Here is a 14,705-nt window from a genome sequence, read left to right on the forward strand (position 1 = left end):
ACATTCGACAACCAGGCGTGTAAGGTTGCAGGATCCAAAGTTCATAATTCCGGCAAGCGCATGTACCCGATCAAGCGAAGACCTACGGCAGCAGTCCCCCACAAACGCGATACACCATGATGAAGACCATCCTAAGACTCGCCAGCTACGCGCTATCCATCAGCCTCCTGATGGGCTGCGCAACCGTCGCCGTCACAGGTCGCAGCCAGCTCAACTTGGTTTCGGACGCTGAGCTGGTCAAAACGGCCAATGAAAGCTTCGCCCAGCTGATGAACGCGGCCTCATCAAAAGGCGCGGTTCTGCAAAGTACCGAATCCCCGGAAGCCGCCAACACCATCACCACGGTGAATCGCGTCAGCGGCAGAATCATTGACGCAGCAGGTCTGCGAGGAAAGTACAACTGGCAGGTCACTGTGTTGAAGTCGAACGTGCCCAACGCGTTCGTGATGCCAAACGGGAAGATCGTCGTCTATACGGGACTATTCCCCATCGTGAAGACCGAGGCTGGATTAGCCGCGGTCATCGGGCATGAGGTCGCCCACGTTGTCGCCCGTCACTCTGCGGAGCGGGCCAGCCAAGTACTGCTCACTCAAACAGCCGCACAGGCAGCGGACGCAGCCTTGGCCGCCAAAAACAACAAGAACCGTCCTGCGATCGCAGCGGCATTGGGACTGGGCGCCCAGTATGGGCTGCTACTTCCCTTCAGCAGGCAGCATGAATCAGAAGCCGATCGGATTGGTCAGTTGTACATGGCCAAGGCTGGCTACGACCCGGCGGAAGCGATCGCCGTGTGGGAACGGATGGCAGCCCAATCAGGAGGCTCCCGCTTCGAGTTCACGTCCACCCACCCCAGCGAACAGACGCGCCAGGTTCAGCTCAGGCAGTGGCTTCCGGAAGCGCAACTTTTCTACGCCGACAGAAACCGCGCGCTCCCACGATCAATCGACGAACTGCAATCCGCGCAGATTCGTGTCTCACAGCAAACCGCACTGGCCCCCGTCGCACTACAGCCGACAATTCGCGAAGGTTACTGGTTGAAGAAACGACTGCTTGCCACTGGGGCAGAAACGACCTACCGCGTCGACCAGATTCAACCGTGCGAACTGGGTCAATGTGCGTTCATTTCTTCATCGGCCAACGAGAAGCAGGTCATGACCACGGACTTCCGCATCTCAAGATCCGAGAATCCTAGCGGGGCTTGGACCAAGTTCTCGCCAGCCGTCAGGGAAGCTCAGTTTCCGCTACGGGTCGGTGATGCCTGGGAAGACGCAACGGAGATTGAAACCTCTGATGGCAAGAAGCGGTCGTTAACCATCAGAAGTCAGGTTGTTGCATACGAATCCCTCACGGTGCCAGCCGGCACATTCATGACTTACAAAATCGTCCGGACCACGGCGGGGACACGGCTGGCGGAGAACTGGTTTTCACCGGAGGTCAGAGGAATGGTAAAGGGAACAACGTTCTCCCCTACCGGCCAGGAGATTACTCGGGTCCTGACCGACTATCAGAGGAACGAGGACACCCCAGGGGCGCTGTAAAGCGATCAAAAAGGGGGGCGCTTCGTTTCGCGAGGACATACGGGCTTGCGCGAATGCGCAAGCCCTACCTTAGGCCAAGCGCGCGCCGCTCCTTGAGCGTCGCCCGCTTGGCGGATCACCGCCCCCCCCGGATCGGCGGCACCACCACCTTACCTGTGCAGCCATCATCGCCATGGCCGCATCGGTGTATGTTGGTCGTTTACCACTCCCCTTCCCACCATCTACACCGGCGCCGAAACGACCAACCGCGCATCAGCCTCACCGACGAACCTCGCCACATCCAGATCCGGGAAGCGCCCAAGCAACACCGCCAGCAACGCCTTCACCTCATCGTTCAGACCGACGACACCCTCGCCCAGCTTCGCCCGCTTGGCGTTCTTGAGCTCGGTTTCCGTGGTCGGGTAGCCGGCATCGGTCAGCCAGGCGGCGATCACCCCGTAGGTCTCGGTCTTCTTGAGACCCCACGCTTCCTGGGCGTAGGCGCGCAGGAAGGTGCGGCGCAGCACGCCGACCTCACCTTCCTGGGTCCGATGGATACCGGCCCCGCCTTCGACCTTCTTGCGCCGCCGCTTGATAGCGCCACCCGAGAAGTCCGACCAGTGCAACCAATCGTCCAGGCTCTTCAGGCAGCGCTCATCCCGCCACGCCTTGTTGAAGACGACGCGCACCGCTTCGGCTTCCTCGACGGTGTCCCACGGTTCGGTATCCAGTGCAATGTGCTGGCCTTTTGCTGCCGCGCCCTCACCAACCGTTTCCATGCGCGGGTTAAGCGCCTTCCGCTTCCAGTCAAACTCCAGCCCGAGACGCACCGGCCGCTCGATGCGGAACACGTCCAGATCCTCCGTCCACTGCTGGCGCAGGCTCACGAAGGGCCGCATCATCGTCTTTGAGGCCGGCGTGCGGTTCAGGTAAAGGTCGATCATGTAGGCGTTTTGCAGCGCCTTGACCATGGGCTTGGTGACCTCCCCGGGCGGCAGGTCGATCTCGGGGATCACGTTACCTTTGGCCAGGACGAAGCGTTTCTCGTCCTCAAGGTCGGGGCTCGGGTCGATCAACCCGGTGAATTGAGCACGGACCCGGGCCGACACGATCTGACGGGTGCGGTGCTTGACCTCCAGGATCGGCTTGCCGGGCGCGACACGGGCCGTCGCTGCCTTGAAGCGGGTGGCCAGCGGCCCGCTCTGGTCGATCTCGGCGAGGGGGGCGTTGGTCAGAAAACCGTCGGTCGTCACGCTGACAATCTGGCGGTGGCGCGGCACGCTGTTCATCAGCTCCGCGATGAAGGCGCGCACGAAGCCCATGGTGAAGCTGAAGAAGACCTCGTTGGTCATCTCGTCGGGCTCCAGTTGCACGCTCTTGAGCTCGCCGGCATCAAACACGTTCTTCGGCTTCAAGCCCATGCCAGTGCGTCCAAAAAGGCCGTTGCCGCACAGCTTGATGTACTCGTTATCGAAGCTGCCCTTGGGGTACTGGGCGCGGTGGTCACGGATGGTCGTCACGAAGGGCTCGAAGGGGCGGACGTTTTCGTTCTTCCACGGGTAGATGACGCCATGAAGGATGCGAATCTCCAAGTCCGGGTCAATGTGCAGCGCCGCCTCGATCTCTGGCGCGGTGCAGTAGGAAACACCACTTCGTACGAAGAACAGGTTCTGCCCTTCCCCTTCGACCGGGAACACGGGCGCGCGGACATGCTCGCCATGCCGGAATTCGACCAGCGCGAAGCCGAGCACGTGGCCGATGAACTGCTGCACGTCCAGGCAGACGACGGGGTGCTCGAAGTCCACCAGCCCGAGCATGGCAAGTACGGTTGTGTAGGCGCTGGCGAGGTCGATGTCGTACCAGAGGCCCACCGGCGTCGGGCCGACATGGAAGCACTCCCCGCGACCACCGTGGGCCGTCATGGTCACGAAGGCAGCATGGATGGCCCGCATGGGCAACGGCGCATCCACGGTGACAGTGCGCACCCGCCCGCTCTTCTCGTCCCAGACGCTTGTGCGCTGTGAATGCCGCCCGAAGACCTCGTTGAACTTGAGGCCGGCGTCCTTCAGGGTTTTCTTGAAGAGGCTGACCGCCACGCCACTGCTGGTGAGCGGGAGCTTGGGCTTGCCGAGCAGGCGGGCGATGCTTTCCTTCAGGCGACACAGGAAGTAGACGGCGATGAGGGCGTCCTGGGCCGCGTACTCGGCATAGAGGTCCGGGTCGTCGATCAAGAGCTGCGGCATGTTCTCGATGGCGCCCGGCGGCAATTCGATCTTCTCCTGGCCAAGCAGCTCACCGACCTCGGCCAGGCTGGTGCCGACCGGCGTGTGACGGACCAGATCAACGAAGCGGACCTGCAACAGCCGACCACGGCCTTGATCATCGACAATGAAGCGCCGGGAGCGGGTCAGGCGCTCGATGTCCTGAGGCTCGATGTGGGCGTCGAAGGCAATACCTTCACCACGGGTGCCGACGCTGCCGCCCACGCTGTCAAACTGGGTCTTGAAGCGCGCCAGGTCCGAGAACGCAGTCAGGTCCGCCCGCAGGAAGAAGGCCGACACGGTCACACTCTTCGGCCATTCGAGAATGACGCCGTCCTCCATGGCCATCAGGAGGACGTCGGTCAGGAGCTTGTCAAACTTGGGTCGATCACCCTTGCGACCACCTTTGACGTAGTGGATGTGGGCGAACTCGCCACATTCACCAACCACGTGAATCTGAACGCTGGTGACGATATTGCTCCGGGTCGCGGGGTCGTACCCCCACTCGGCGTCCAGACCCACGAGCACTTCGGGGCCGATCCCTTCGAGCAGCACGCCCGGCGGGGCGGCGGTCAGGATCTGGAGCTCGTTGAGCTGGATCTGGCGCTCACGCTCCAGCATCTTGAGGGGGTCGAAGACGATGTCGGAAACGGGCGGGGTGTAGGGCGTGATCGCCGGCTTGTCAGCGGCTGGCAAAGCGGGATTCAGCACTGCTGCGTTCATGCAGGTTCTCCAGCGCAATAAAAAGGGCATGGCGTTGTCGCCATGCCCTGAAGCAGTTGAACGGGAAAGAGTTGGGGGTCAGTGGATCATTCTTCGAAGATCCGGGACAGCGGCGTATCACGCCACGCATCGGCGACGGCGACCCACTCGGCATCAAGGTCGATGAAGACGAGGCCGCCGCGGGGCTTGGTAGCACGCGGGGTCTCGGGACCACCGACCCGCTCGGGCAGATCGGTGGCGGGGTCGAACTTGAGGAAGGTGTGGCTCATCAGGCTTCTCCGGCAGGGGCAACGCTCAGGCGGCGAGCACCGCCCAGTCCGGGTCGGGGGCGTTGCGGGGGTCACGCATCACGCGGACAAACTCATCCCGGATGTACTCGAGCTTGTCCGGATCGGGCCACTTGTCGAAGAAGCCGATGATGCGCAGCCCCTCCTTCAGGACGACGGCGCGATCCTGGATGATGCTGACGCTACAGCGCTCGTTGAGCGAAACGTAGTCTTTGTTGGGGGCCGGAATCTGGCGGGTGTAACGGCGGGTCTTGGACATCATGAAGCTCCTTTGTGGTTGGAAAAACTGACTCACGGTCAGTGACGTCAGGATGCCTCACCTCAAATTCACGTCAGGGCAGCTAAGCCCGTGCAATCACCCTGCCTTAGCTTCCACCCCGTCGACGCCGACCGCCCGCTCCAACGACGTATCCAGCCAAGGCAGGACGGGATACGCCGGGCGCCGCGGATCGTCCTCCTGATCGAGGGGGAGCCACGCATTCACGAAGTTACGCATCTGCGCCTGGGAGGCCAGGTGCGCCTGTCCGACCTTGATCTGATCCCGCAGCCACTTCGACAGGGACGAGGGCAATTCGGACCCCATCCCTGCCAGCAGCTCTTCGAGCATGGACGCGGGGCACTGCCCGAAGCTCAGCAGGCACAGGTCCACCAGCTCAATGGCGACCGCCTGCCGCAGGCCACGCCCTTCTTCCGTGTGGTAGCGCGTGAAGGGATGCAGCTCCGGCGCCTCGCGGACAACGAACTCGAAAGACTGGCGCACACCGTCCAGCATCTTCAACAGTTGCGGAACGGCGGCTAGGTCCTGGGACGATAGATGGCGGCGCAGGTAACGATCGCCCATGAGCTTCACCAGTTCCGACCGAAGCTGAAGCTGCAACTTGACGACCCCTTCGACCTCTTCCTTTGTGGTCGTGCAGGGCGTCCAGGTGTCCCAGTGGAAACGGGCCGACAACACCGCATACTCGCCGAAGAAGCGCAGATCACGCTCCCGCTCCTGGTACTCACGAATCGTATGCCACGCGTTCTGCCCCTGCCCTTCGTCATCACGCCCGTCCTGGCCGACCTTGAAGGCACGCCGCGCCGGCCGGACGGTGCCATCCAGCCGGAGTTGACGGACCCTGAGCAACCAGGCGCCGACCGCCCCTTGCCGCAGCAACGCAAGGCCATTGTCGATACACCCACACACATCCGGGGTATAGAGACCGGCCTCCCGCCGAACGGTGGTCACGTGGACAACACCATCCTTGACCACCTCCCGAGCGATCGGGCGACCCCGCCGGGCATGGGCGATCTCGGTCAGGCACTGCAGGTAAGCCTTTTCAAACGCGAGGAACTCGGACCACGCGGGGTATTCCAGCGCCTTCAATTCCCTGGACATCAATCCCATCCTTTAAAAGACAAAATCCCGGAACGGCATCACACCGTTCCGGGCCAACAACAATCACCGCCCGTGCTGGGGCACTGGACAACACACTACATCAGCCAAAACGCCGAAGAGCGGGCACCAGTCGGGAGCCGGAGCATGGAAAGGGTCCATCAGAACGGCGATCAGCTCGTCCCGGATGAACAAGAGCTCATCATCCTCACCCCACGCATCGTAGAAACCGAGGATGAAATTCCCCTCCCGCACGACGACCGCAGGCACATCGAGGTCGAGCTGGACGCTGCAGTTCTGATTGAGCGCCAGGAGATCCCCGTTAGGATCGAGAATCTGACGGCTGAAGGCTTCGCAGTAGCTCATGATTACGCTCCGGAACAGTGGGCAACACGGACAGACGGACGCAGCGCATCGATCATCTCCCCGGAAAAGTCAGGCATCGGCGGAAGCTGATCGAAGTCGATATCGGCCGCGATGAGCGCTTCAGTATCCGGATCATTCCGGACGGCGACGGCCTGGGCAATCTTGTGCTGCAGCTTCTCCCGCACATCGGCCACGCTCTCGGCGTACCCCCGGTCGACGACCAGCATCTTGAGGAGCTGGAGGACCATCAGGAAGTAATCATCGTCTTCCACGACCCTCTGCTGGAATTCCTCATCCTCGATACCGAGCAGACCCATGGCCGTACCGACGGCGCGCAGGCTCCACAAGATGGAATTGCGGCAGCCCTGAATGTCTTCTGCGCTGACAACGGCGACGGGCGTGTCCGCGGCGTTCTGTTTCTGCTTCATGCTGGTGACCTCTCTCCCGACAATCTCGGGGATTCGTGATGAAGTCTGGCCGACTGACCAGACCCGCCCACGATGCCAGCAGACAAGGTGGCTCACGGACACCTAAGGCCGTCGAAACCGGGCGCTTAGCTTCCAGGGAGGTAAAGCATGAGGACGCGTTGGCGCGACGCGTGAAGAGGGATATACGCCCGTGCGCCGGGAGCACACGGGCTACGTAGGCCAAGTGCACGCCGCTCGTCGAGCGTCGCGCACTTGGCGTGATGTTGTCGCAGTCGCAGCAGTATTCGTTGCCACCAACACCCCGGCTGCCGACCGCCCGGTGACCGCCGGTGTAACTTGGTCGTATACCACTCCCCTTCTCAAGGCTTACACCGTCGCCGGCCAGCCCTCCAGCACGAGTTCATCACCGGAGCTGTCGATCAGCGTCACGATAGGGTGTCGCCCTCGCCGACGACTGGCGCGAACCAGCCCGGCGGCTTCGAGGCGGGTGAGCCCATCACACACGGCATCCGGGCTGAGGGCGAACTGGCTGCGCACCCAGCACCCGCAGGAGACGGTCGGGGAACGTGCTGAAATCGCGGCGGCGATCAAGGCTGCAGCCAGCGCCAGGGACTTGCCGGGCAGCGCCGCAGCGCGGGACAGGAAACCCATCGTGGGCGATTGCGGAGCGAGACGACGGAGGCCAGGCCGGGGCTTGGCGGGAAGGCTTGGGGCGATCTGCACGGACAACATCGACGACTCCGGTTATGGCATCGATGACCTGTTTTCACGACCCGGTTTTCACCTCCCGCCAGGAACCAACACCCCCTCACCAATCGGCTCCGTATGCGCAGCGTTTCTACTGTGATGGCTGATTACGTCATCCACTTTCGACGGCTCCGCCTTCACCACGTCCCAGCACCATGTACCGAACCCGCCCCTGGCATTGACCGCGCGAACCCACGCATCCAACGCCCGGCGCTTGGTCCGGCTCTGGTCAGAATCTTCGCCCTTGATCTCCAGGACAAGATGCTTGCCGTTAGCGAGACGAATGAGAAAGTCGGGGACGTACTTCCGCCTGCTACCGTGCCATAGATAATGGAGCTGGAAGCCCAAGTGATCATTCTTCGCGTACGCCGAAACATCGGTGCGCTTCTCCAGCACCTGCGCGGTGTAGTGCTCCCAGGTGCTGTCGACCACCGCATGACTGATCTGTGACTTCGTCGTTTCCAGGCAGGGTTTTGTCGAGTACCACGTCCGCATCACGCGGGTGGAGCCGATCGGGAACTCGGGGTCAAACACCGGCTCCAGGCGCTCGGCGTTCTCTTGATGGACCTGCTCGATCACGTGCTGAACGATGTTGTCGATCGACAGCGCGATCAGAATCCGCTTGCGCAGCGGGTCTTGGTGGAAGAGCGATGGAATGTCCAGCTTGTCGGAGTTGAAGAACTGCTCGACCAGTCGGATCAGTTGCTGGATCAGCGACTCCCGGCCACCCGTGAAGCCATGCTGCAAGGTCTCGAAGGCCTTGCGGGCTGCGACGAACAACAGGCGCTGCAGGCGGAACTCCTCAGGCAGCTTCTCCAGGTCGATCGATACGGCTTTGGCGAGATCGGCCGCACCGCCTAGGGCGGGTGCCATGTCGGCGCTGACGTGAATCTGGGCCGGGTCCAGCTTGAGCGTTGGCACCTTCGACCAGTCGACCACCAGTTCCGGCCGGACAACGAAGTCGACGCGCAGCACGTTCGGCCAGGCAAGCTCCAACTCTCTGCGGTCCTTGATGGATTCGATCTGGGTGCTGTGCTTCGGGGGCGGTGGCGGCTCACCACCCTCGCCATCCTGGAAGATGGACAGCGGCACGCCGAAGACATTGACGAATTCCGGCAGGAACAAGTCACGTTCAACACCGTCCGGGCAGACGACCGGCTCGGTATCGTAGGACACGCGACGCAGACCACGGCCGATCACCTGCTCGCAGAGCAACTGGCTGGTGAAGGCACGCAGGCCCATGATGTGCGTAACGTTCTTCGCGTCCCAGCCCTCGGAGAGCATGGCGACGGAGATGACGTTCTGCAGGTCCTGGCCGGCGGTGTTGCGCTTGCCGACGTTGTCGACGATGGCGCGCAGCAACTCTTCCTTCTTCACCGCCCGCAGCAGCTCCTTGCGGGCTTCCGGAATGTTGGCGGCTTCAACGATCGCTTTCAGGACAGCTTCGTACTCCTTGTCGCTGCTGGCAGCTTCTCCGATTTCGGCCTTGTCGAGCACTTTGGAGTCGACACGCAGCGTCTTCTCCGGGGCCTTCAGCTCAGGCCAGTAGGCGTCGCCGTGACGGAAGTAGTGCTCGATGCGAGCTGCCGTTTCGGTCCGGTTGCAGACGGTCAGCATCACCGGGGGCGAAGCATGACCGTTGGCTTGCCACGACTTGAGTGTTTCTCGCCAGTCGGCACCAAGTAGCGTGTAGGCCTCCTGAACGATCTGGGGCAGCGCTTCGTGAGGTTCGGCGCCGCGTCGGTTCAGATCCTCGCCGACCTCCGGCTCGCGGTAGAGGTGGTACAGCTTGCTTCGGTAGGTTTGGGCGTTGGGCAAGGCGTTGTCGCGGATGACTACGCGGGGCGTCTTGACCAGACCAGCCTCGATGGCATCGTTCAGGCCGAAGTCGGAGATGACCCACTCGAACAGCGAGGACTCTGTGCTGGTCTTGCCGGTAGGGGCAAACGGGGTGGCCGACAGGTCGAAGCAGCGGATGATCCGACGCATCTTGTGGATGCGGTCCAGCCCCTCGATCCAGCGGGTGGCCTCTTCCAGGTCGATGCCGAGTTCCTCCGCATCCTTCTTGCTGACCTTCACCTCGGCCGGCTTGCGGTAGGCGTGGTGCGCCTCGTCGTTGATGATCAGAATGTCCTTGTAGCCGGACAGCTTGCCGAGCACCCGGCGGACGTAGGCCTCGTCGCTCTCGGCGCCTTTCTTGACCACGGAGCGCTCCTGCTCCTTCAGGGGCATCAGGCTGTGCCAGTTCTCGATGCCGAGTTCGACCTGGTTCAGCTTCTGGCGCAGCCCTTCGTTCGGGCAGAGACCGAAGGTGTCGTAGTAGTTCTCCGGGTGGCCGGGGCGCAGCACCTGAAGGCGTTCCTTGACGGTGAGGCCAGGGGCGACGATGAACACCGTGCGCGAGAAGTCCTTGTTGCGCTTCGGGTAGGTCAGCGCGTTCAGCACCTGCCAGGTGATGATCATCGCCATCACGGTAGTCTTGCCGCTGCCGGTCGCCATCTTGCTGCAAAGGCGTTCCCAGACTCCGCCATCGCCCGGTATGGCAATCCCTTGCTGGTAGTCGGGTGGGGCCTCGACGTGCCAGATCAGAGTCTCAATGGCCTCGATCTGGCAGAAGTAGAAGGCGTTCTGGCGGCTGGCGTCCGGGTCTTGCCAGTGCTCCAGCAACTGGCGGGTGACGGTGGTGACGCCGGGGTAGCCGGCCTCTCGCCATGCATCGACCCGTTCGCGAATGCGGTTGACGAGATCAAGCTCGACGGTGCGGACGGTGTTGTTCCGCGTGTCGAAAATTTCGTAACCCGCTGGTCGTCGCCCTTCCTTTAGTTCCAGCTTGCTGTCGCTCTGGCGCAACCAGTGGTGCGTCGGGCGCAAGAAAGGCGAATTGATGATCAGGGACTTTGGTGCAGTCATTAGCAGCCCCTTACTTCAGCGACATGACCTTGAGCGACTCGATACCCCGGTCGTCCACGATCTTGACCGCAATCTTGCGATTGTCGCCTGCCTCGAAGGGCAGGCTGATGGTGCCGTGGAACTTGTCCAGCTTGGACTCGTCCAGCTCCGCCCGGATGTTCTTCTTGAGCTTTTCCCAACCCTCCCCCTTGCCTGCCATCGGGAAGAACACCTGACGGGGGAAGACGCTGCGCTCGTCATAGTCGGTGTCGAGCGACCACATTGCGATCTTGCTCTTGCCGCCGGATACGAGCTCACCCTTGACGGTGTCGAAGTAGTCGAAGCCGTGCACCTCGACCTCGTAGCGACCATCCTTGAGGCTACGCACCTCGACCTCGGGCTGGCCCATGAGCCAGAAGCTCTGGTTGGACGACTTCGCCTTCTTCAAGTCCTCGGTCAGCAGGTCGGTGTTCATCTGAGCCTTCAGCGCGGTGATGCCCTTGAGGGCGTCGATGTCCTTGGCGGCCTCCGGATCGAAGGTGAAGGCGCAGAAAACGATCATCTTCGGCAGGGGGAAGAGATTACCCGCCTCGTTGAGGGCGTTAGCCACCTGCCGCTGCTCCAGCGCAGCATGCTCGGGACCGAAGCTCACGACGACACGCTCGCCGCTGTCGAGGTGACCGACGGCATGGAGGTTACGGATGTCGTGATCCGAAGGGAGGGCTTCGAGGTCGGCGAACTTGAGCATCTGCCCAGCCTTCCCGCGAATCCCTGCTTTTAGAAGCTCGTCACGCCACTGATGCTGGCGGCCAGACTCGCCGGTACGAGCGATGCTGGTGTCGGCCTCGTCAGGGCCGCTGGCCTCGTCCAGTGCCTTGACGCTGGGGAAGGGGACCGCCTCGACGGTGAACGGGCCGGTGATGCGCAAGCGGTTCTTGGCAACGCTGGGCTGGTCAAAGAGAACTTCCTGGTCGGCGTGAGCCGCGATCGACTGATCCATCAACCCCTGCATGTGCCGGCGGGCGTGCAGGAACTTGTCGTGGATCATTGTCACCGCCTCGGGCCAGTCGGTCGGTGCATCGAAGGGCACTTCCCACTCCTGGAGGGTATCGCCCTTGGCGAAGTCGAGTTTTTTCCCCTTGCGTCCGCCCTCGGTGACGATGAAGGCTTCAGCCGGGTGCTTGGCCAGTTCGGTGTTGAGATTGCCGAGCAGTTGCTCGATGGCCGGGCGCATCCGCTCGTAAATGCTGTCGATGTCGGGGTTGTTGGCGATCGACTTCAAGGTGACGTGCGGCACGGTCTTATAGATGAAGCCGCCTTTCAGACCTTCGTGCGGGTACTTCAGGTCGAAGTAGTCGAAGCTCGAAGTCATCAGGCGCTGCTTAGCCAGAGTGATAGCGACGCGTGAGGTGTCGCAGGTGATCCAGCGGCGGCCCCACTTCTCGGCGACGAAAGCGGTAGTTCCAGAGCCGCAAGTGGGATCAAGGACGAGATCACCTGGATCGGTTGTCATAAGGAGGCAGCGCTCGATCACTTTCGTTGTTGTTTGGACAACGTAGTCTTTACCCAAGAGTTCCATTGTGTCATTCCAGACATGTGTAATCTCTTGGCATGGGAAGTCGCTGCTCTTGGCTATGAACTTCAGAGTGTTGGTGGCGAACTGGATGCGATTACTACTTTCTAGATTTCGCAATCCGTTGGCAGTTGTCTTCCAGCAGCGGTTGCCACCAGGGTGAAAGTTTTGGCCACGTAGTTCAATGTTAAAGGTGGTACTTTGGGAGAACGCACCAGAAACAAGGGGGCGATAAGCAATGTATGCCTTCACACGATCTTCCAGACCGTCGCGTTCAATTGTCGCTAGGTCGACGGTTCGTCCTGTGTCGAGTTCTGCTCTGTCGAAGTAAGTTCCTTCTCCTGTTTGCTTGAACTCGAATAGCTGGTGGTACTTAGTTCTATCCTTGGATTTACCGTACCAGACCAAGTAGTCTGAGGTTGTCTTGATATAGCGAGCGGTGAAGCCGCTGCCGGTGCGGAAGGTGATCAGAGAAATGAAATTTTCCGCTCCGAACACTTCGTCCATGATCTCCCTGACATGGTGCAAGTTCTCGTCGGATATCTGGACGAACACGCTACCCGACTCGCTCAGCAGTTCACGCGCCAGCAGCAGCCTGTCACGCAGGTAGGTTAGGTACGAGTGAATGCCAAGTTCCCACGTGTCCCGAAAAGCCTTGATCATCTCTGGTTCCAGAGTCAAGTCGGCGTCGTTTCGGTCCTTGACGTCGCGCTTGCCAACGAAAGGCTGGAAGTTGGAGCCGTACTTGATACCGTAGGGGGGGTCGATGTAGACCATCTGCACCTTGCCGGCCATGCTCTCCTTCTGGAGCAGGCTGTTCATTACCAGCAGTGAGTCGCCTGCGACTAGGCGATTCGCCCAGCCCCGTTCGTGGTGGTAGAAGTCGATGGCATCGCGCAGGGGTAGGTTCTCGAACGGCGCATCGAACAGGCCGGGCTGGATGGCCTTGGCAGCTCCTGTGCTCTTGCCTTCGCCTTTCATCGCCTTGCGAACGGCAGAGAGGATGCTGGCCGGATCTACACGTTCGTGGACGTGCAGGCTGACCGTGTCCACCTCGAAGCTAGTGCGCTCAGCCTTACCTGCCCAGTTCAGGTAGGGGGTCTGCAGACGCTTGAGTTCTTCGAGGGCGCTGCGCATGCGCTCCATGTCACCGCTGGCCAGGGCCTCGTCGATGACGGCTTCGACCCGCCCGCGTTGCGGATCGAACTGCAGGGCGGGGTCGAGGTGCGGGTCGAAGGCCCAGCGAGTCTTGCCGGCCTCGGGGTCAGTGGCCGGCGTGACCATGCCAACCTCGGGGTTGTTCTTGCGCTTGTCCTGATGGCGGTACGAGATGATCTGCGCCTCTTCGGCAGCGGTGCGCTTGGGGGTCGAAGTCGCCACTGTTGCGCGGGCCTTGCGGGGGGCCTTCACCGGCTCGGGTTCAGGTGCCTCTTGAGCTTCAAGGGAGAAATCCGCGCCCTCATCGTCCTCGGGCACCTCGGCAAGCCGGACCGATCCGCCACGCCCGGCCCCCTTGATCAGCACGCCTTCAGCCACCAGTTCGCTCTGGACCTGCCAGTAATCGTCCTCAGCGATCTCCAGCCCCTTGGCAGCCAGCGCGTTCTCGATCTCACGCCGCAGCGCCGTGTTGCCGATCGCCGAACCATCGGCAGGAACAATCGACAGCAGCGCCCTCCTCAGATGCGTGTGCAACTTGGCCATACCCAACCCCTCGAATCCACAATGACAAGACGATGCCCAAACCCTGGACAGCCAAGCATTATGCGGAGGAGGCGGCCGAATGTCATGAGAAGAATGGCCTTGTAGCGGTGTAATCTCCCTATCCAGGCGCTGTCTTCGAGCATGCTTTAAATCAAGATGAACATCACACCAGAATGGGTATCGGCTATCGCCGCAATGATCGGCGCGATCGGAGTCTTGTGCGCGTTTGGCCAACTGAATGCGTCAAAGCACATCGCACAATTGCAGTTCGAGGACGGGCTCGCCAAGGAGTATCGAGAATTGGCCAGCCAGATCCCTACCAAGGCCCTTCTCGGCCAGGCGCTGGACGATGAAGAATACGAAAGCGCGTTCGGCCAACTCTTTCGGTACATCGACCTGTCGAACGAGCAGGTGTGTCTGCGCAGGCGTAAGCGCATCAGCGCGGACGTGTGGAAAGAATGGTCTTCCGGGATCCAATCCAACCTTGCCATGCCCGCCTTCGCCCGGGCATGGCAGGAGATCAAGCAGAGCACGACGAGCTTCTCCGAACTGCGCCGCCTTGAAAGCGAAACATTTGCGACAGATCCGGCACGATGGGACTAACAACGATCACGAATGCGCCCGTGTCATCGGTGTAACTCGCGCGTACACCAGTCCCCATCCCGGGACATGCACGCGGACCCGGGTGTTCTGGTAACACCTACTATCAGAAACAAGCAGCCGTTTCGCCCGTCGCCAAGAACTTGCCAGGGGTAGTTCACTGAACTACACTACACCCATGAATTTCGAATGGGACGAAGCCAAGAGCGACGCTTGCTTCCGTGAGCCGGTTTCGACT

11 protein-coding genes are annotated in these 14,705 nt (G+C 61.4%); 2 read left to right on the forward strand and 9 right to left on the reverse strand.

Features of this window, described 5'->3' with window-relative positions:
• Positions 1–116: 116 nt before the first annotated feature.
• Positions 117–1,538 (forward strand): M48 family metallopeptidase, encoded by a 1,422-nt coding sequence (locus QQK25_RS09060; RefSeq protein ID WP_284187622.1) that lies wholly within the window; start codon positions 117–119, stop codon positions 1,536–1,538.
• Positions 1,539–1,759: 221 nt separating this feature from the next.
• Here QQK25_RS09060 and QQK25_RS09065 read toward each other — a convergent pair whose 3' ends face one another.
• From QQK25_RS09065 to QQK25_RS09105, 9 genes are all read right to left on the reverse strand, one after another.
• Positions 1,760–4,501: a hypothetical protein gene (locus QQK25_RS09065; RefSeq protein ID WP_284187623.1), complete on the reverse strand. Its 2,742-nt coding sequence runs from the start codon at positions 4,499–4,501 to the stop codon at positions 1,760–1,762.
• An 86-nt stretch (positions 4,502–4,587) separates the two neighbouring features.
• Positions 4,588–4,770 (reverse strand): hypothetical protein, encoded by a 183-nt coding sequence (locus QQK25_RS09070; protein WP_284187624.1) that lies wholly within the window; start codon positions 4,768–4,770, stop codon positions 4,588–4,590.
• 25 nt (positions 4,771–4,795) lie between these two features.
• Positions 4,796–5,047 (reverse strand): hypothetical protein, encoded by a 252-nt coding sequence (locus tag QQK25_RS09075; RefSeq protein WP_284187625.1) that lies wholly within the window; start codon positions 5,045–5,047, stop codon positions 4,796–4,798.
• A gap of 96 nt (positions 5,048–5,143) precedes the next feature.
• Positions 5,144–6,166, reverse strand: a complete 1,023-nt coding sequence (locus QQK25_RS09080; RefSeq protein WP_284187626.1) for a hypothetical protein — start codon at positions 6,164–6,166, stop codon at positions 5,144–5,146.
• A gap of 63 nt (positions 6,167–6,229) precedes the next feature.
• The gene (locus QQK25_RS09085; protein WP_284187627.1) at positions 6,230–6,529 is read right to left on the reverse strand and encodes a hypothetical protein; all 300 of its coding nucleotides are present in this window, start codon (positions 6,527–6,529) and stop codon (positions 6,230–6,232) included.
• A gap of 2 nt (positions 6,530–6,531) precedes the next feature.
• A complete protein-coding gene (locus QQK25_RS09090) occupies positions 6,532–6,957 on the reverse strand; it encodes a hypothetical protein (RefSeq protein ID WP_284187628.1) in 426 nt (141 codons plus the stop codon).
• A gap of 366 nt (positions 6,958–7,323) precedes the next feature.
• Positions 7,324–7,608: a hypothetical protein gene (locus QQK25_RS09095; protein ID WP_284187629.1), complete on the reverse strand. Its 285-nt coding sequence runs from the start codon at positions 7,606–7,608 to the stop codon at positions 7,324–7,326.
• A 129-nt stretch (positions 7,609–7,737) separates the two neighbouring features.
• Positions 7,738–10,614 carry a BPTD_3080 family restriction endonuclease gene (locus QQK25_RS09100; protein WP_284187630.1) on the reverse strand — a complete coding sequence of 959 codons (2,877 nt, stop codon included), beginning with the start codon at positions 10,612–10,614 and terminating at the stop codon, positions 7,738–7,740.
• Positions 10,615–10,624: 10 nt separating this feature from the next.
• Entirely contained in the window at positions 10,625–13,867 is a 3,243-nt protein-coding gene (locus QQK25_RS09105) for a site-specific DNA-methyltransferase (RefSeq protein WP_284187631.1), read from the reverse strand.
• 156 nt (positions 13,868–14,023) lie between these two features.
• Between QQK25_RS09105 and QQK25_RS09110 the strand changes: the two genes are divergently transcribed.
• Positions 14,024–14,470: a hypothetical protein gene (locus tag QQK25_RS09110; protein WP_284187632.1), complete on the forward strand. Its 447-nt coding sequence runs from the start codon at positions 14,024–14,026 to the stop codon at positions 14,468–14,470.
• Positions 14,471–14,705: the final 235 nt, after the last annotated feature.

Origin of the sequence: Zoogloea oryzae (assembly GCF_030161255.1) — a bacterium.
GTDB classification, from domain to species: Bacteria; Pseudomonadota; Gammaproteobacteria; order Burkholderiales; family Rhodocyclaceae; genus Zoogloea; species Zoogloea oryzae.